A 17,644-nucleotide genomic window follows, 5' to 3' on the forward strand; every position below is an offset into this window, starting at 1 on the left:
AAAGTCATGAAAAATCACTTCCAGAAATGGGAAGTGATTTTTTCTTATATATTTGAATGTAGATTTTACTTTTGTTTTTGGATCGCCTGTCGTGCCAATTGATCGGCTTTTTTATTAGAAGTGCTCGGAATCCACTGAATGAAGCACAGTTCTAGGGAGTCAATCAAATCAAGAATAACATCTAAATGTGGTTTGAACAAAGGGTTTTTCGCATAGCGCTTTTCGATAGCTTCTACGGCAACGCGTGAATCGGAATAGAGTCTAACAAGGATGGGTTTGTAGGTGACCGCTTTTGTGAGGGCGGTTTTAATCGCTATGAATTCAGCTTCGTGGTTACTTAAAATGCCAAGTGGGAGGCTGATTTGTTCGTAAATGCCATCTGCGATAATCACAATGCCGATACCGCTTAGCCCTGGATTCCCTGCGCTAGAGCCATCTGCGTATATTTCCAAATCTAAGAGACCTCCTTTATGTAAATTTTTACACTTTCTGAACGTTTGTTGCTTGTGGTCCTCGGTTGCCTTCTGTTATTTCAAATGTGACTTGTTGACCTTCATCGAGTGATTTGTAACCGTCACCCTGGATGGCTGTAAAGTGAATAAAGATATTCTGACCATCTTCTGCTTCTAGAAAACCGTAGCCTTTTTCGTTGCTGAACCATTTTACTTGTGCTTGTTGCATGAATGAGTTCCTCCTCGTTTTGGTCAGGTGGCTAGCTAAAATAAACTAGGATAGACCTTTTTCGTATAGTGGGGCAAGAAGATGCATAGAATAGATACATTAATAATAAACCGCGGAGGCTTCTTTCGTCAAGTTAGTATAAAGCGGTTACATTAATTCGGCATTTTTGAAAAAAGCAACCCTTTGGAGAGGCGAATTCTGGCATGGTGTGGTAGAATGAAGAGGTGAAAGAAATCAAGGTTGGAGGAAAACAGAAATGCCAACACCAAGCATGGAAGACTATATCGAGAAAATCTATTCATTGATTGAATCAAAAGGTTACGCTCGAGTATCAGATATCGCGGAGGAACTACTTGTACATCCGTCCTCTGTTACAAAAATGGTTCAGAAACTAGATAAAGATGAATATCTGGTGTATGAGAAATATCGCGGTCTCATTTTAACGCCAAAAGGAAAGACAATTGGGAAGAGCTTGGTAGAACGCCATGCTTTACTTGAGAATTTTCTTGGTATTATCGGTGTGGAAGAAGCGCGTATTTATGAAGATGTAGAAGGAATTGAGCATCATTTGAGTTGGAACTCGATCAACCGAATTGGCGATGTTGTCCAGTTTTTTGAAGAGAATCCAGATGCCCTTGCTAAACTTCAAGGGATGCAGCACGTGTCGCGGTATCCAGAAGATTAATTTTTTTTGAAAAGATTTCCTGTTAGTGCTAATGGCTTTTACGCGCAATTTTTGTAGAAGGCTCAAGATAAGTACTAAGCCGGTTTATTTCCGGTGCAACAAAAAGAAAGCCGTTACATTGCGTGCTGACGAATACTTAGATCCTAGGAAAAGTTGAGCACTGGAGCGGAGTATACTTGTGTATATGAGCACCAGCGCGCAGATTTTAACGACGGAGATGAGTGTTTGTCGGTGCGCAAGGCATTAATAGGAATTTTTTATATCTACATATTGAGAGGGGAATTTAAATGGCAAACAAAGTAAAGTCTGACATTGAAATCGCATCTGTAGCAGAAATCAAACCAATCACGGAGGTTGCTGAGGCAATTGGATTAAGCGTGGATGAATTGGAGTTATTCGGTAAGTACAAGGCTAAATTGAGCTATGAAACGATCCGTTCGCTAGAAGGTAAGGAGAATGGAAAACTTGTTCTTGTAACAGCAATCAATCCGACACCAGCTGGTGAAGGTAAGTCTACCGTTACAGTTGGACTTGGAGACGCGCTCTCAAAAAAAGGTAAGCAGACAATGATCGCGCTTCGTGAACCATCGCTTGGCCCTACAATGGGAATTAAAGGCGGTGCGACGGGTGGCGGATATGCACAGGTTATTCCGATGGAAGATATTAACTTGCATTTTACTGGTGATTTCCATGCGATTACGGCGGCAAACAATGCGCTATCGGCTTTCATTGATAATCATATGCAGCAAGGAAATGAATTGCGTATTGACCAACGTAGAATTGTTTGGAAACGTGTCGTTGATTTGAATGACCGTGCGTTGCGTAAAGTGATTGTTGGTCTGGGGGGGCCGATTCAAGGTGTGCCGCGTGAGGACGGATTTGATATTACTGTTGCTTCCGAAATCATGGCCATTATTTGCTTGGCGAGTGACCTGAAAGATTTGAAACATCGCTTGAGTGAAATCGTTATTGGCTATAATTATGAACGTGAGCCAGTAACAGTTGGTGAAATGGGTTATGAAGGTGCGCTTACATTGCTTTTAAAAGAAGCTTTGAAACCAAACTTAGTACAGACGCTAGAACATACACCAGCGATCGTACATGGTGGTCCTTTTGCGAATATCGCGCATGGTTGTAATAGTATTTCAGCTACAAAAACAGCGCTGAAACTTGGCGATTATGTGGTGACAGAAGCTGGATTTGGTGCGGATCTTGGTGCGGAGAAATTCCTTGATATTAAGGTTCCGGCGCTTGGAAAAGCTCCTGATTGTGTCGTGATTGTAGCGACGATTCGTGCGCTTAAGATGCATGGTGGTGTGGCGAAAACGGAACTTGGTGCGGAGAATGTAAAAGCGTTGATTAAAGGTTTTGCCAATTTACAAAAACACGTGGATACAGTGCAACAATTCGGCTTACCATATGTTATCGCGATTAATAAATTCATTACAGATTCAGACGCAGAAGTGGCGCAACTTGAAGCGCTGTGCAAAGAATACAATATTCCGTTCTCCTTGACGGAGGTTTGGGAAAAAGGCGGTAACGGTGGACTTGAGCTAGCAGAAAAAGTAATTGAAGCTGTGGAGAGTGGCAAAGCAAACTACACGCGGATGTACGATGATGCAGATTCAATGGAAGAAAAACTAGAAGCTATCGTGACAAAAGTATACGGCGGACTTGGTGTCGAGCTTTCAAGTAAGGCGCAAAAGCAAATCACGGAGTTTAAAAAATACGGTTGGGATCGCTATCCTATTTGTATGGCGAAAACACAATACTCATTAACCGATGACCCAACGATGCTTGGGCGTCCAACTGATTTTGTGATTCATATTCGCGAGTTTATTCCGAAACTTGGTGCTGGATTCGTGGTTGCCTTAACAGGTGACGTGATGACAATGCCAGGCTTACCGAAGAAACCAGCGGCGTTAAACATGGACGTGGATGAAAAAGGAAACGCAGTCGGTTTATTCTAAAATGAAATAAGTGACATTAGTGAGAAAGAAGTATTGGAGAATCTGTATCTGGATTTTCTAATACTTCTTTCTAATTCTATTGCGTCAAGGCCTAAACTTCGATAGAATAGACTAGAGATACACAGAATGGATGGGAAGTAATGAAACAATTAAAAGTTGAGAATTTAACGAAGACATATGGCGAAAAAAGCCTTTTTGAAGATGTCACTTTTGCAATCACGGAAGGGGAACGAATTGGTGTTATCGGTGTCAATGGTACTGGTAAATCAACGTTGCTGTCGATTATTGCTGGAATTGAAGAAGGCGATAAAGGCGTGATTACAAAAGCGAAGGATTATACGATCGGATTTCTAGCGCAAGATCCTGTTTTAACGGATGAACACACCGTTTTAGAAGAGGTTTTCCAAGGGGAGACGCGTGCGCTTCAAGCGGTTCGCAACTATGAGCAGGTCTTGCTTGAAATGGCGATTGATCCAGATGATACGAAATTGCATGATCGCTTTACAATCGCGCAACATGAGATGGATGCTACCAATGCTTGGGATGTGAACACGGATGCCAAGACTATTTTAGATCGTCTGGGAATTACTGATTTGACGGCAAAAGTTGGATCTTTATCAGGTGGACAACGTAAGCGTGTGGGTCTCGCAAAAATCATGATTGAGACGCCTGATTTGCTTATTTTGGACGAACCTACTAACCATCTTGATTTCACATCGATTCGTTTTTTAGAAGATTATTTGAACCGTTTTCGTGGAGCGGTTTTACTTGTAACCCATGATCGGTATTTCTTAGATCGAGTGACGAATCATATGCTTGAAATTGATCGTGGCAAGGCCTATCGTTATGTCGGTAACTACGAGAAGTTTATGGAATCAAAAGCAATTCGGATGGATAATGAGATGCGTGAAGGCGAGAAGAATTTGAACTTGTATCGTAAAGAGCTTGCGTGGATGCGCCGTGGTGCGAAAGCCCGGTCAACGAAACAAAAAGCGCGCCAAGATCGTTTTTCTGATTTGGAAGGTAAAGTGAAATCGAAAACGGATGATACGGAATTGCAACTGGATTTTGCAACATCGCGTCTTGGGAAACAGGTTTTCACATTAGATCATGTCGATAAACGCTTCGCCGAGAAACATGTGTTGCAAGATTTTAGCTTGATTATTCAGCCGGGTGAACGGATTGGTATTACTGGTAACAATGGTACCGGGAAGTCGACGCTTTTGAATATGCTGGCTGGGCGTTTGGAGCCTGACGCTGGTGAAGTTTTAACAGGCCAAACGGTTCGGATTGGTTATTATACGCAGCAAAATGAAGAAATGGATCCAGATCAGCGGATGATTGCGTATCTACAAGAGGCGAGTGAAACGGTAAAAACCTCGGATGGAGAAGTGGTTTCTGTTTCGAATATGCTGGAACGTTTCCTATTTCCACCAATTACGCATGGTAAGAAAATTGCGAGTTTATCTGGTGGCGAGAAGCGTCGTCTGTTCTTACTGAAAATTTTGATGGAGCGGCCGAATGTTCTTTTGTTAGATGAGCCGACGAATGATCTGGATACGCAGACGTTGACCGTGTTGGAGGATTATTTGGAGACGTTTAATGGTACGGTTATTACTGTCAGCCATGATCGTTATTTCTTGGATAAAATTGCGCGGAAACTGCTTGTGTTCACTGGAATTGGTCAAATTGAGACGTATCTTGGTGAGTATAGTCATTTCTTAGTGGACTATGAATCGCGAAAAGGAAAGTCAAAAATGTTTGCAGCGGAGATGGAGCAAGAAGAAGTTGTGATGGAAAAACCGAAAGAGAAAGTGAAGCATACGTTTGAAGAAAAGCGTGAGTGGGCGGAGATTGAAGGCTTGATCGAGGCGCAAGAGGCTAAGATTGCATCGATTAATGCGGAGCTTGAAACAGTGGGCTCAGATTTCACAAAAGCGGGCGAACTCAATACGGCGCTGGAAGAGGCAGAAACCGAGTTGGAACGCTTGATGGCACGTTGGGAATATTTATCGGAGTATGCGGATTAAGGTAGAAAAGAGGGCATGAAATGAAACAGTATTTAGATTTGGAGAAATTTGTACTTGAAAATGGGACGCAAAAGGGAGACCGGACGGGTACTGGCACGATTAGTACGTTTGGCTATCAAATGCGCTTTGATCTTGCGGAAGGTTTTCCAATTATGACGACGAAACGCGTACCATTTAAACTAGTTGCGAGTGAATTGCTTTGGTTTTTACATGGGGATACTAATATCCGCTACCTTTTGGAGCATAATAATAATATTTGGAATGAATGGGCATTTGAGCGTTGGGTGAAGAGCGACGATTATAAAGGTCCAGACATGACGGATTTTGGTTTGAGAGTGGAGCAGGATGAGGACTTTAAAGCGGTTTATTTAGAAGAGATGACGAGCTTTAAGGAACGAATTTTGGCGGATGAGACTTTTGCGAAACAGTACGGTGAGTTGGGCAATATTTATGGGAAACAGTGGCGGGAATGGCGGACGTCAACGGGAGAAACGATTGATCAATTGGCGGATGTGATTGAGATGATTAAAAAGAATCCAAATTCGCGTCGTTTGATGGTATCTGCGTGGAATCCTGAGGACGTGCCAACCATGGCATTACCACCGTGTCATACGATTTTTCAATTTTATGTGGCGGATGGGAAACTGAGTTGTCAGTTATATCAGCGGAGTGCGGATATTTTCTTGGGTGTGCCGTTTAATATTGCTTCGTACGCCTTGTTGACGCATCTTATTGCGCGTGAAGCGGGACTTGATGTTGGTGAATTTGTTCATACGATGGGGGACGCGCACCTTTATAACAACCATATGGATCAAGTGAAGGAGCAGTTAACTCGTGAACCTCGTACGTTGCCAAAACTGGTGTTATCTGAGAAACCTGCGACAATTTTTGATTTTGATGTGGCCGATATAACGCTGGAAGGTTATGATCCACATCCTGCGATTAAAGCGCCAATTTCTGTTTGAGGAGGATAAGGATGCTAACTTTTATTTGGGCACAGGATAAAGATGGTTTTATTGGAAAAGATAATACGATGCCATGGCGTTTGCCAGCAGATTTACAACATTTTAAACGAGAGACAAATGGACATATGATCGTGATGGGTCGTAAAACGTATGAATCGATTGGAAAAGCATTGCCGAATCGCGAAAATGTAGTGTTGACACGAGATCTTGATTATTCTTTAGAAGACGCGACGGTTGTTCATACGAAGCAAGATGTATTGGATTTGGCGCAAGACAAGGATGCGTATATTACAGGTGGGGCCGAAATCTATCAATTATTTTTAGATGAGGCAGACGCGCTAGTTGTGACGCATGTAGAAGAACATTGTGGCGGTGATACACGGTTTCCAGATATCAAATGGGAAAAGTGGCGTCTCATAAAGCGTGAAGACGGGGTACGTGATGCGAAAAATGATCTTGATTTTTGGTATGGCTGGTATCAAAAAGAGGAAGTGTAATGAATCAGACGGAGGAAGTCGTTGCTAGATTCCACGTATTAGGTTATTTCTTGATTAGCTTCTTATTTATTGGCGCGGGAATTACGTTGAGCGCAAGCGGTGTATCGAGTGGCATGATTGCGACTTTGTTATCATTCTCTAAGTATGTATTGCTTCTACTTATCGTTGGGGTCATCGGTGTTTGGCGTTCCAAAGAGAGGTCTTCCCGCTATTTTTTTGGATGGTTTATCGTGATTCCTTTCGCGTATGCTGTTTTTTTAATTATCGTTATTCTGACAAGAGCTCATCTGTAGCTCTTGTTTATTTTGGCTAACGAGTCGAAAAATATTATTCAAAATAGATAATTACAACGTCATGCTTTTGTGCTAAATTATAAGAATATATCGAAAACAAACTTTAATGAATAAATCAGAATAGGGGATGATTCGTAAAATGTTTTTTAAAAACTCAAAATGGCGAGCAAGTGGGACGGTTTTAGCACTACTATGGGTTTGTTGGTTATTATCTTTTTTAGATAGGATGGTAATCACGGTAGCACTGCCATACATAGCAGAGGATTTCCAGCTTACTTCAACACATCAAGGCCTCATTATTAGTACTTTTTTCATGGGATATGCGTTATTTCAAATTCCAGGAGGGATGTTAGCAGATCGATTTGGATTTCGAAAAATGACGAGTATCGCTGTCGGTTTCTGGTCACTTTTCACGATGTTAACAGGACTCATTTTTTATTATCCGTTATTTCTAGGTGTTCGTTTTTTCTTCGGACTTGGCGAAGCACCATTACCAGGATCGTCTTATAAAGCGATTGCGACGTATTATCCAAAACGACTAAGAGGGCGAATGACGAGTATTCAATCGACGGTCAATACACTTGGGCCAGCTTTTGCAAGTATTTTAGCAGCTTATTTTATTAGTGTATTCGGCTGGAGGCATTTATTTGTTTTTCTTGCGATTCCAGGTTTTGTGGTTGCCTTTTTGTTTTATCGTTTAGTTCGTGATAATCCAAAAGACAACCCACGAATGAGTGCTGAGGCATTGCAGGAGTTGGAAGAAGATGAACCCACTGTCAACGTGACGGCACCAAAAGCAAAGGCGTCTACCATCTTTAAAAATAGTTTGGTTTGGAAGGCGGGGCTTGTTTGGTTTTTCTTTGACCTGACTTTTTGGGGATTTACGTCGTGGCTCCCATCCTATTTAATGAATGAGCGGAATTTGAGTTTACAGGCAACAGGTTTTTTCAATGCTTTACCGTACTTGGTTGGGACTGTTGCCATGCTCATTGGTGGCGCGATGTCTGATCGTTTCAAGGAGAAACGACGCTTTATTTTTGCGATTGCGATTCTTGTTGCAGCAATATCCCTATTTTTCATTATCAAAGTTCCATCGATTGAAATGGCGCTTTTATTACAGTGTATGACGGCCTTTTTCTTATTTTTGTCACAAGGTATTTTTTGGGGAATAGTTGTGGATATTTTACCAACAAACCAAATGGCAACTGGGTCATCTGTCGTCAATTGTCTAGGATCGATTGCAGGCGTTATTTCACCGATTGTGATCGGAAAATTGTTGGACATTTCAGGTGGGTCTTACGCAACCACATTTGTTTATTTAGCGATTTGCCTCGTTTTAGCAGGGGTGATTGTTCCATCTTTAAAAACGAAGAAATTAGGCGTATCTTAAGCGAGAAAAAGCGCTGTATTCAGGAATTGAAAACCTGGATACAGCGCTTTTTTGATACTTTTAAGCTTCAACCAATGTTTGGTCGTCTTCTTGTTTTAATTCCCCCGTGGCTTTGCTCGTTACGATCCCTGCAACCATGCTATCACTTACATTAAGCGCTGTACGTCCCATGTCAATCAACGGTTCGATTGAAATTAGAACACCAGCAAGCCCGATTGGCAAGTTCAAAGTGGAGAGTACGATGATCGCGGCAAACGTTGCGCCACCACCGACTCCGGCAACTCCGAAAGAGCTAATAGCGACAACGAGCACAACAGTTAAAATAAAGTTTATTGAGAATGGATCGATTCCGGCAGCTGGCGCGATCATGATAGCAAGCATAGCAGGATAAATTCCGGCGCATCCATTTTGTCCGATAGATAAGCCAAACGATGCGGCAAAATTGGCAATACCTTCAGGAACGCCTAATTTCTTTTGCGTTTCGATGTTCAGCGGAATAGCTCCAGCACTCGTTCTAGATGTGAAAGCTAACGTGAGAACGGGCATCGATTTACGAATATATGTCATTGGGCTTGTTCCTGTGAAAGCTACAATTACCAAATGAATGATAAACATAGCGATAAGTGCCGCGTAAGAAGCGAGGACAAAGTTTCCAAGTTTTAAAATGGCAGACGTATCACTGAGCGCCACTGTACTTGTCATAATCGCAAAAACACCGTATGGCGTTAAGCGTAGAATGAGTTTTACGATGCGCAATACGATCGCATAAATCGCGTCGACTCCTTTGGCAAAAATGGCGGCTTCTTTTGGTTGCTTCCGCTGTACACCAAGGAAAGCGGCGCCGATAAAGGCAGCAAAAATAACGATGGCAACTGTCGAAGTAGCGCGTGCGCCAGTGAAATCAAGGAACGGATTAGCGGGTAATAGCTCCACGATTTTTTGTGGGAAAGATAGGTCGCTGATACCTGCGAATTTATCTTGAAGTTCCGTTGCTCTAGCAGCTTCCGTTGCACCTTGTGAAATATTACTTGCATCAAGATGGAACAAGAGTGCCGCACCAATACCGACAAAAGCAGCAATGGCAGCAGTTACAACAAGTGTACCGATAATCCAGATACCCACTTTAGCAATATTAGTTTTGAGTTGAAGGCGTGTAAATGCGGTCACGATAGAAATGAAAATCAAAGGAATCGCGATCATTTGTAGTAGTTTAATGTAACCACCACCGATAATTCCAAGCCATTCCGTCGTTTGTTTCGTGACATCAGACGCTGCCCCGTAAATAAATTGCAATACAAAACCAGCGACAATCCCAATACCAAGAGCGAGTAGTACACGCTTAGAAAAAGAAACATGACGTTTCGTAAGCCACACAAAAATGAAAATGACGAAAGCGGCTACGATTAAGTTAATAATTAAAAATGCTGTATCCATGTAAAAAATCCTCCCTTTAAACCAATTAAATCTAGAAATCATTATATTATATAATTCCGACAAGATTTGTTGGTATTAGATTACAGGGGAAAATGGAATTTGTCAAGATAGAAAGGCTGAATCGGCCCGTTCAGCTCCGAAAAAAACTGGAGCGGCCGCAATAAAAAGCCGTTCTTGCTTTTTGTGGAGGGCGTGAAGTTTTCGAGGAGTTGGCCGAAGGCGCAAACTACCACGAACACAAAAACATCTAAACACTACATCCTTCAGATTCCAAACTTCAATTTAAACCCAGAGCTAACGCATAACGTGGCGGTATAATAGCCACTGATAGATGACACACTTACTTCGTTCTCCCCCATATTGAGGCCTTAAGTCGACAAGGGACGCCTCAAAAAAAAACACCCAACCAAAGCGTCTTTTCCGCTCTGATTAGGTGTAACTAGTCTTACTAAACCATCACTTTCTCCTGCCTTTCCTCCAAAATCGAAGCTTGAGCTGCAGCAATTCGTGCAATTGGAATTCGGTATGGCGAACAAGAAACATACTGCAATCCTAATTTATGAAAGAAATGAATCGAAGCTGGATCTCCGCCATGCTCGCCACAAACCCCCATTTTGAGCGCTGGATTTGTCATCCTACCACGCTGGACAGCCGTCGTTACAAGCGCACCAACTCCTTTTTGATCGATGGATTGGAACGGATCTATAGGTAGAATTTTCTGCTCTTGGTACGCGTATAAGAACTTATTCGCATCATCGCGTGAAAAGCCAAACGTCAATTGTGTCAGATCATTCGTACCAAAACTGAAAAACTGTGCTTCTTCTGCAATTTCGTCAGCCGTCACGCAAGCACGCGGAATTTCGATCATCGTTCCAATATCAAACGGTAATACGAGTTGTTCTCTGCGGAAAATCGTTTGGATCGCTTCTTTTAACTGCTTTTTAATAATTGCAATTTCTTCTTTACTAGAAACGAGTGGAACCATAATTTCTGGGAAAACGGCAATGCCTTCATCATGAATCTGAATGGCGCTCTCCATGATGGCTTCGGCTTGCATTATATAGATCTCAGGGAAGGTGATAGCAAGACGGCAACCGCGATGGCCAAGCATTGGGTTCGTTTCGCCTAAGTCTTGAACACGTTGCTTTAACTCTACAACAGGCTTGCCAAGCTCTCCAGCTAATTTTTCAATATCCTGTGTTGTTTTCGGTAAAAATTCGTGAAGTGGGGGATCGAGTAGACGAATATTTACGGGTTTCCCATTTGCGACACGGAAGATGCCGGCGAAATCAGCTTTTTGCATCTCTTTTAAATGGGCTAGAGCGATCAGGCGTTCTTCAAGCGTTTCAGCGATAATCATTTGGCGGACGTAAGTGATGCGATCATCTTGGAAAAACATATGCTCCGTTCGGCATAAACCAACACCTTCTGCGCCAAAATGAACTCCAACTTCTAGGTCGTTTGGAGAATCCGCATTGACTCGAACTACTAGTTTTTTCGCTTCGTTGACCCAGCTCATCAATTCCTCGAAGTGACCGCCAATTTCGCTTTCAACGAGCGGTATTTGTCCTAGGTAAACTTTTCCCGTGGAGCCATTTAAAGATAGGAAATCGCCTTCTGTTAGTGTGAATGTTGCGGTTTGCAGAGTTTTTTGCGATTCGTCAATTGCGATAGCATCACAACCAGCGACGCAGCATTTCCCCATCCCGCGAGCAACTACGGCGGCGTGTGATGTCATACCACCATGTGCGGTGAGGATCGCGACACTTTTCGCCATGCCTTCGATGTCTTCTGGGGACGTTTCGTTGCGCACAAGAATCGCTTTTTCGCCACGCTCTGCTGCAAGTACAGCATCTTCCGCGTTAAAATAAATTTGACCTGTGGCAGCTCCTGGTGAAGCGGGTAAGCCTGTTGCCAGTGAAGTCGTTGCTTTAAGACTCGCTTCATCAAACGACGGATGCAAAAGTTGATCGATTTGAGAGGTATCTATGCGCATAATCGCGTCCTCTTTTGATAATTTCCCCTCATGTACGAGGTCGACAGCAATATTAATCGCTGCTTGCGCGGTTCGCTTCCCAGTCCTCGTTTGCAGCACGAACAATTCTCCTTTTTCAATGGTAAACTCAATATCTTGCATATCTAAATAATGTAGTTCAAGTAGGGCGGCGACATCGAGTAACTTTTGATAAACTTCTGGCATCGTGTCTTCTAAGTGTGAGATTGGCTCAGGCGTGCGGATTCCAGCTACAACATCTTCGCCTTGTGCATTAAGTAAGTACTCTCCAAAAAAGAGATTTTCGCCCGTCGAAGGGTTTCTCGTAAACGCAATGCCAGTGCCACTCGATTCACCAGTATTTCCAAACACCATCGATTGAATATTGACAGCGGTTCCAAGTTGATTATCAATATGATGTAGCCGGCGATAAATAGCCGCGCGCGGATTTTCCCACGAATCAAAAACGGCGGTGATAGAAAGACGCAGTTGTTCAAAAGGATTTTGCGGAAATTCACGGCCAGAAACGCTGATGTACAAGTCTTTATATGTGTTAATCAATTTTTGTAAGTCGGTTGCTGTAAGTTGCGTATCAAGTGTGTAATCGTTCTCATTTTTTAAATCAGTAAGCGCCTGTTCGAAACGATAGCTTGGAATATTATAAACCACATCACCAAACATTTGGATAAATCGGCGGTAACAATCGTAGCTGGAACGGGCATCATTGGTTGCGTTTTCAAGTCCTTGTACAGACAAATCATTGAGCCCTAAGTTGAGAATCGTGTCCATCATGCCTGGCATCGAAAAAGGTGCACCGGAACGAACAGAGATAAGCAGGGGATTAGTCGCATCGCCAAATTTCTTCCCTGTTTCTTGTTCTAAAATTTGCAGATGGGTCATCATTTCGGCGTAGATATCATCGGATAAAATTTGATTATGATCATTATAATCTTTACATGCTTCTGTTGTTATCGTGAAGCCAGGTGGTACAGGCAAACCAATATTCGTCATTTCTGCTAAATTAGCACCTTTTCCACCCAGTAAGTACTTCATTTCCTTTGAACCTTCATTAAAATGATACACAAATTTTCTCAAAATAGTCACCTCTACTATAGGATTTGGCTTTCACCATAAATTAAGCTATTATTTTACTTTTTCAATGATGAGGGCAGCTGTTTCTTCAATCGCTTTATCTTCCACTTGAATCACGCGGCACCCAAGCTGTTTGAAAATGCGATAACCGTAATCAAGTTCTTCTAAAATACGATTTTCGCTGGAATAACTGCTGGATTCATCTAAACCAATGGATTTTAGGCGAACTTTGCGGATGGCTGATAATTTTTCTGGGCTATTTGTTAAGCCGATAATACGATTTCTTGGGATTTGGGTCAGTTCTGCTGGAATTGGGATCTCTGGAACAAGCGGAACGTTGGCCACTTTGTAATTTTGATTTGCGAGATAGCTGCTAAGCGGCGTTTTACTTGTACGCGAAATACCGATGAGAACGATATCGGCTTCGAGTAAACCGCGTGGATCTTTGCAATCATCGTACTTGACGGCGAATTCTATAGCGGCAATTCGGTCGAAGTAATGTTGATCAAGACGGCGCATGTTTCCGGGGTCTTCTTTGGATTGTTGTCCTGTTTTTTGCTCGATTGCTTCGGTTAAATTAGACACGAGGTCGATGCACGGTAAGCCATTTTGAAGGCAGTAATCGTTTGAGATCGAGGCCAATTTTTTTTGAACGAGTGTTTGAACAATGATGGCGTTCGCTTTTTTTGCCTCTTCTAAAATTTCAAGAAGGGATTCTTTATCGCGAACGAAGGGATGACGGCGAATATCAGCACCGCCCGCAAGTGTGAATTGTGCGGTAGAAGCGCGGATGAGATGTTGTGCGGTTTCCCCGATAGCGTCTGAAATAACGTAAATGATGACAGTAGAATTCATTTTTACCTCCGATTTATTCATTTTTAAACGTATCTACGAAAAGTTGTGCCAATCGTGTTTTGGAAACTTTGCCGATTGCTTTTTTGTCGTCAACAACCGGCAGAGAGTCGATTTGATGAATCACGAGCTGTTGTGCGGCAAAGAGGATCGTATCTGTCGGTGTGACGGTTAAAATATTCGGCATGCGTGTCATAATTGTTGCGATAGGTGTAGCTTTTTTGTCGGTGTCGGCAAGCGCGCCTTTTAGCAAGTCTTTGCGAGAGACAATACCGATCAGCTCGGTTGCTTCGATAACATATAAGCTACCAGTATCCTCTAAAAATAAGGTGACAATCGCATCGTGGATAGAGGTTTCCTTCGTTACAAGTACAGGTGTCGTCATAATGGCATCGACTTTAAGCTGGCGCATATCTTCGTAAATAGTAGGATTAAGCTCGAGTCCTGAATAAAAATAACCCACTTTCGGACGTGCGTCTAAAATACCAGTCATGGTCAAGATGGAGAGATCGGCGCGGATCGTAGCACGTGTTAAATCAAGAGAACGCGCAATTTGATCACCAGTTGCGGGCTCGTTTTTTTTCACAAATTTGATGATTTCGAGTTGTCGTGCTGAGAGTTTTATTTGGCTCACCTCATTTCATATATAGGTTACGCTGTTTATTATATAGTATGACATATTTAAATGCAAATGATTAATGTGTCACACTATATAAAAAGATACGTGGATTTTCCATTGATTATGATACGGTTCTTCGTTATACTAGTGGAATAAAGTGGGGAAGAGGGTTTTTATGGCAAAGAAAGTAACCTGGTTAGAGCTATTTTTTGATTTATTGTTTGTTGGGGCGATTTCTTCTGTGACACACGTTTTACTGCATATAGAAGATGGTGCCATTGAAATCGATGTCTTTTGGAAATTTGTTTTGATGTTTATACCGCTTTGGTGGGCATGGACGGGACAGACGTTATTCATCAACCGCTATGGCAATGATTTGTTGCCGCAGAGATTGTTAATAGGATTGGAAATTATGTTCGTATTGCTTATGATAGCGAGCTTTAATCTTAATTTTGATGAAACATATCTCACCTTTTTTATAGGATATATAGGATTGCGGATCATTACGGCGCTTCAATATCTTTTTGCGGCGAAAAAAGAAAGCGCAGAACGCAGAGGTCCGGCACTTTTTCTTGGTAAATATTTTTGGATTGGTATCATCGTTTCTTCTTTATCGCTATTTTTAGATTCAGAATGGCGCTATATTGTGCTTTACCTTGGTATTGCACTTGATATTATTGTTCCTTTAATTGGGAGAAAGAAATTGCGACAAGTACCGATTAATACGGAGCATTTATTGGAACGCTTTGGCTTATTTACGATTATTTTGCTGGGCGAATCGATCGTGTCTGTTATTTCTGTATTATCAACAGAAGTAATGGATCTCAGCCTGATTTTTTACGCGGCGTGTGCCATTGTCCTCGTGTTACTTATTTGGTGGCAATACTTTGACAACTTAGAGAAAAAATTAGACAAAGAACTCCAAACAGCAGGACAACTCATTATTTATGGCCATTTATTTATCTTTTTGTCACTTTCGACAATGGCAGCTGGGATTAAAATGCTTGTTTTACCGGATGTGTCTTATCATTTTGTTCTATTCTTTTTGTTTAGTTCTGTTTTGGTGTATGTACTGGCATTTTCCGCGACGTTTCATCTGTACAGGGTTATTGGGGAACGCCTTGCTTGGGTACATTTAGCCTTCTTTTTGGGGTTATTAATTGTCCTATTTTTAGTGGCTTGGTTTATTATCTTATCTCCAGTATTCGTATTGCTTACGTTATGTCTGTTTTTCCTCGTTTTTGGAACAGTAACCTCGAAATAAATGAGCTAACAAAAAAGGCACCCCAGCGTGTGTTAGGATGCCTTTTTAAAATTATACGTAAAACAAAACACAGAAGTACATAAAACCGGTTCCTGCGATGACGAATAGATGCCAGATCGCGTGCATGTAAGGAACTTTTGGAATGCTATAGAACACGGCGCCAACGGTAAACATGATGCCGCCAGTTACGAGCAACCAGAATCCAACAGGTTCGAGTGTTAGGTAAAGTGGCTTAATCGCGATCATAACGAGCCAGCCCATCAATAAGTAGAATAACGTCGAAATCAGCTGCCATTTTCCGAGTAGGAAGCATTTGTAGACGATTCCCGCTGCTGCTAATCCCCAAATGATGCCGAACAGTGTCCAGCCGAGCGAGCCTTGTAGTGTGATGAGAACGAGTGGTGTGTATGATCCTGCAATCAGCACATAGATGGCGACATGATCTAAGATGTTAAATAATTGCTTTGCCTTTCCTGGTTTAAAACTGTGCAACATCGTGGAGCAAAAATAGAGCAACACTAATGAAATACCGTAGATCAAAAAACTAATTAAATAAATCGGATTATCTCGTTGTACCGCAAAAACAATGAGCATCACGAGTGCTGGGATACTAAGTAAAAAACCGATTCCGTGTGTGACGGCATTTGCAATTTCTTCTTTCCAATTGTACGTCTCATTCATTTTTTATCACCAAACTTTTCTGAAAAATTAAATTTCCTTCATTTTTCTATCATACGCTCTTTTGCTGAAAATTGGAAGGGGTTTGAGGCGCGCAAAGTTTAAGATAAGGTAAAGAATACTGAGAACATGGGGTTTCTAGGTACAACCTACGCCTGATATTTATGTATTAGAATAGTACTATTAACTTTTTCTTGTTATAATGGAGAAAAGGTACACAGTGCATCGGTGGGAACATGTTGAGTAATTGAAGGAACTACGACGCCGAAATATAGAAATGAGGAGTAGCAGATGCTCCGATTTACCTATTAATCAAGCATTTGTCGATGTACTAAAAATAGAATTGGATGTGGAAATAATGACAAAAATCAAAATTGTAACGGATTCAACTGCGGGATTAACGCCAGAAGAAGTAGCGAAATATGACATTCATATTTTACCATTAACCGTTGAAATTGACGGACAAACATACGATGCAACAGACATTGAGCCAGCAGATTTTATGGCAAAAATGGCAGCTTCTAAACAACTTCCAAAATCATCACAACCTGCGATTGGCAATATTGTAGCTTTATTTGAGGAATTAACGGCGGATGGCAGCGAAGTTCTGGCGATTCATTTGACAGAGAAGTTAAGCGGTACTGTTTTAACGGCCCAACAAGCAGCAGATATGGTGGATGGAAAAGTAACGGTCATTGACTCGGATTATATCGCGCGTGGACTTGCTTTCCAAGTGGTTGAAGCAGCGAAAATGGCGCAAGCAGGAACAGCGTCGGTGGATGAAATTTTGACGAAGATATCCAAGATTCGCGCGAAAACAAAGCTCTACATTTGTGTCGTTACGCTTGAAAACCTTATTAAAGGTGGACGTGTCGGCAAAATGCAAGGGATCATTGGTAGTCTTTTAAATATTAAATTAATCGCGAAATTAACGGATGGAGCTTTAGTAGAAGAAGCTAAGATTCGTAGCAGTAAAAAAACGATGGCTTACTTGGTTGATGTTTTAAAAGCAGAAACGAATAAGGTTAAAGAGTTGAATGTGGTACATGCGAATGGTTTGAAGATGGCCGAAGAAATCAGAGAACAAGCAAAAGAAATTTTCCATTTACCAGAAGTATTGTTGTTAAATGCAGATTCAGTCATTTCAACGCACGCTGGTAACGGTGCTTTTGCGGTGATTTATTATACAGAATAAGGTTAG

General features: G+C 41.8%; 16 protein-coding genes. 9 read left to right on the forward strand and 7 right to left on the reverse strand.

The window, feature by feature from the left end:
- Positions 1-65: 65 nt before the first annotated feature.
- Entirely contained in the window at positions 66-452 is a 387-nt protein-coding gene (locus UE46_RS07130) for a ribonuclease HI family protein (RefSeq protein WP_036063226.1), read from the reverse strand.
- Positions 453-480: 28 nt separating this feature from the next.
- Positions 481-681: a cold-shock protein gene (locus UE46_RS07135; RefSeq protein ID WP_036063228.1), complete on the reverse strand. Its 201-nt coding sequence runs from the start codon at positions 679-681 to the stop codon at positions 481-483.
- 256 nt (positions 682-937) lie between these two features.
- Here UE46_RS07135 and mntR point away from each other — a divergent pair, with 256 nt between their 5' ends.
- The 7 genes from mntR to UE46_RS07170 all read left to right on the forward strand — a co-directional run bounded on the left by mntR (position 938) and on the right by UE46_RS07170 (position 8,511).
- Positions 938-1,366, forward strand: a complete 429-nt coding sequence (gene mntR / locus UE46_RS07140; protein ID WP_036063231.1) for a transcriptional regulator MntR — start codon at positions 938-940, stop codon at positions 1,364-1,366.
- 287 nt (positions 1,367-1,653) lie between these two features.
- A complete protein-coding gene (locus tag UE46_RS07145; protein WP_036063234.1) occupies positions 1,654-3,336 on the forward strand; it encodes a formate--tetrahydrofolate ligase in 1,683 nt (560 codons plus the stop codon).
- A 140-nt stretch (positions 3,337-3,476) separates the two neighbouring features.
- A complete protein-coding gene (locus UE46_RS07150) occupies positions 3,477-5,366 on the forward strand; it encodes an ABC-F family ATP-binding cassette domain-containing protein (RefSeq protein ID WP_036063236.1) in 1,890 nt (629 codons plus the stop codon).
- Positions 5,367-5,386: 20 nt separating this feature from the next.
- A complete protein-coding gene (locus tag UE46_RS07155) occupies positions 5,387-6,331 on the forward strand; it encodes a thymidylate synthase (RefSeq protein ID WP_036063238.1) in 945 nt (314 codons plus the stop codon).
- 11 nt (positions 6,332-6,342) lie between these two features.
- The gene (locus UE46_RS07160; RefSeq protein WP_036063241.1) at positions 6,343-6,828 is read left to right on the forward strand and encodes a dihydrofolate reductase; all 486 of its coding nucleotides are present in this window, start codon (positions 6,343-6,345) and stop codon (positions 6,826-6,828) included.
- On the forward strand, positions 6,828-7,121 hold the full coding sequence (locus UE46_RS07165) for a hypothetical protein (protein WP_118907503.1): 294 nt from the start codon (positions 6,828-6,830) through the stop codon (positions 7,119-7,121). The genes UE46_RS07160 and UE46_RS07165 overlap by 1 nt, the downstream gene beginning before the upstream one ends.
- Before the next feature lie 139 nt (positions 7,122-7,260).
- On the forward strand, positions 7,261-8,511 hold the full coding sequence (locus UE46_RS07170; protein ID WP_233231001.1) for an MFS transporter: 1,251 nt from the start codon (positions 7,261-7,263) through the stop codon (positions 8,509-8,511).
- 60 nt (positions 8,512-8,571) lie between these two features.
- Here the strand turns inward: UE46_RS07170 and UE46_RS07175 are convergent, their stop codons facing one another.
- The 4 genes from UE46_RS07175 to UE46_RS07190 all read right to left on the reverse strand — a co-directional run bounded on the left by UE46_RS07175 (position 8,572) and on the right by UE46_RS07190 (position 14,516).
- Positions 8,572-9,945, reverse strand: a complete 1,374-nt coding sequence (locus UE46_RS07175; protein ID WP_036063246.1) for an L-cystine transporter — start codon at positions 9,943-9,945, stop codon at positions 8,572-8,574.
- Positions 9,946-10,393: 448 nt separating this feature from the next.
- Positions 10,394-13,033, reverse strand: a complete 2,640-nt coding sequence (gene ppdK / locus UE46_RS07180; RefSeq protein ID WP_036062882.1) for a pyruvate, phosphate dikinase — start codon at positions 13,031-13,033, stop codon at positions 10,394-10,396.
- Positions 13,034-13,081: 48 nt separating this feature from the next.
- The gene (locus tag UE46_RS07185) at positions 13,082-13,885 is read right to left on the reverse strand and encodes a pyruvate, water dikinase regulatory protein (protein WP_036062884.1); all 804 of its coding nucleotides are present in this window, start codon (positions 13,883-13,885) and stop codon (positions 13,082-13,084) included.
- Positions 13,886-13,898: 13 nt separating this feature from the next.
- Positions 13,899-14,516 (reverse strand): helix-turn-helix transcriptional regulator, encoded by a 618-nt coding sequence (locus UE46_RS07190; RefSeq protein ID WP_118907505.1) that lies wholly within the window; start codon positions 14,514-14,516, stop codon positions 13,899-13,901.
- A 160-nt stretch (positions 14,517-14,676) separates the two neighbouring features.
- Between UE46_RS07190 and UE46_RS07195 the strand changes: the two genes are divergently transcribed.
- Positions 14,677-15,765 carry a low temperature requirement protein A gene (locus UE46_RS07195; RefSeq protein WP_036062886.1) on the forward strand — a complete coding sequence of 363 codons (1,089 nt, stop codon included), beginning with the start codon at positions 14,677-14,679 and terminating at the stop codon, positions 15,763-15,765.
- A 51-nt stretch (positions 15,766-15,816) separates the two neighbouring features.
- On the opposite strand, the gene trhA is transcribed toward UE46_RS07195, so the two are convergent.
- Positions 15,817-16,446, reverse strand: coding sequence for a PAQR family membrane homeostasis protein TrhA (gene trhA / locus UE46_RS07200; protein WP_036062889.1), 630 nt, complete (start codon positions 16,444-16,446; stop codon positions 15,817-15,819).
- Between the two features lie 355 nt (positions 16,447-16,801).
- Here trhA and UE46_RS07205 point away from each other — a divergent pair, with 355 nt between their 5' ends.
- Positions 16,802-17,638, forward strand: coding sequence for a DegV family protein (locus UE46_RS07205; RefSeq protein ID WP_036062892.1), 837 nt, complete (start codon positions 16,802-16,804; stop codon positions 17,636-17,638).
- The last annotated feature ends 6 nt before the right edge of the window (positions 17,639-17,644 follow it).

Origin of the sequence: Listeria weihenstephanensis (assembly GCF_003534205.1) — a bacterium.
Taxonomy (GTDB): Bacteria; Bacillota; Bacilli; order Lactobacillales; family Listeriaceae; genus Listeria_A; species Listeria_A weihenstephanensis.

Coding starts and splice junctions, on each gene's coding strand:
- UE46_RS07165 (WP_118907503.1), top strand. CDS start 6,828: ATGAATCAGACGGAGGAAGTCGTTGCTAGATTCCACGTATTAGGTTAT.
- UE46_RS07195 (WP_036062886.1), top strand. CDS start 14,677: ATGGCAAAGAAAGTAACCTGGTTAGAGCTATTTTTTGATTTATTGTTT.
- UE46_RS07185 (WP_036062884.1), bottom strand. CDS start 13,885: ATGAATTCTACTGTCATCATTTACGTTATTTCAGACGCTATCGGGGAA.
- UE46_RS07160 (WP_036063241.1), top strand. CDS start 6,343: ATGCTAACTTTTATTTGGGCACAGGATAAAGATGGTTTTATTGGAAAA.
- UE46_RS07205 (WP_036062892.1), top strand. CDS start 16,802: ATGACAAAAATCAAAATTGTAACGGATTCAACTGCGGGATTAACGCCA.
- UE46_RS07175 (WP_036063246.1), bottom strand. CDS start 9,945: ATGGATACAGCATTTTTAATTATTAACTTAATCGTAGCCGCTTTCGTC.
- UE46_RS07150 (WP_036063236.1), top strand. CDS start 3,477: ATGAAACAATTAAAAGTTGAGAATTTAACGAAGACATATGGCGAAAAA.
- UE46_RS07170 (WP_233231001.1), top strand. CDS start 7,261: ATGTTTTTTAAAAACTCAAAATGGCGAGCAAGTGGGACGGTTTTAGCA.
- trhA (WP_036062889.1), bottom strand. CDS start 16,446: ATGAATGAGACGTACAATTGGAAAGAAGAAATTGCAAATGCCGTCACA.
- UE46_RS07145 (WP_036063234.1), top strand. CDS start 1,654: ATGGCAAACAAAGTAAAGTCTGACATTGAAATCGCATCTGTAGCAGAA.
- UE46_RS07155 (WP_036063238.1), top strand. CDS start 5,387: ATGAAACAGTATTTAGATTTGGAGAAATTTGTACTTGAAAATGGGACG.
- UE46_RS07135 (WP_036063228.1), bottom strand. CDS start 681: ATGCAACAAGCACAAGTAAAATGGTTCAGCAACGAAAAAGGCTACGGT.
- mntR (WP_036063231.1), top strand. CDS start 938: ATGCCAACACCAAGCATGGAAGACTATATCGAGAAAATCTATTCATTG.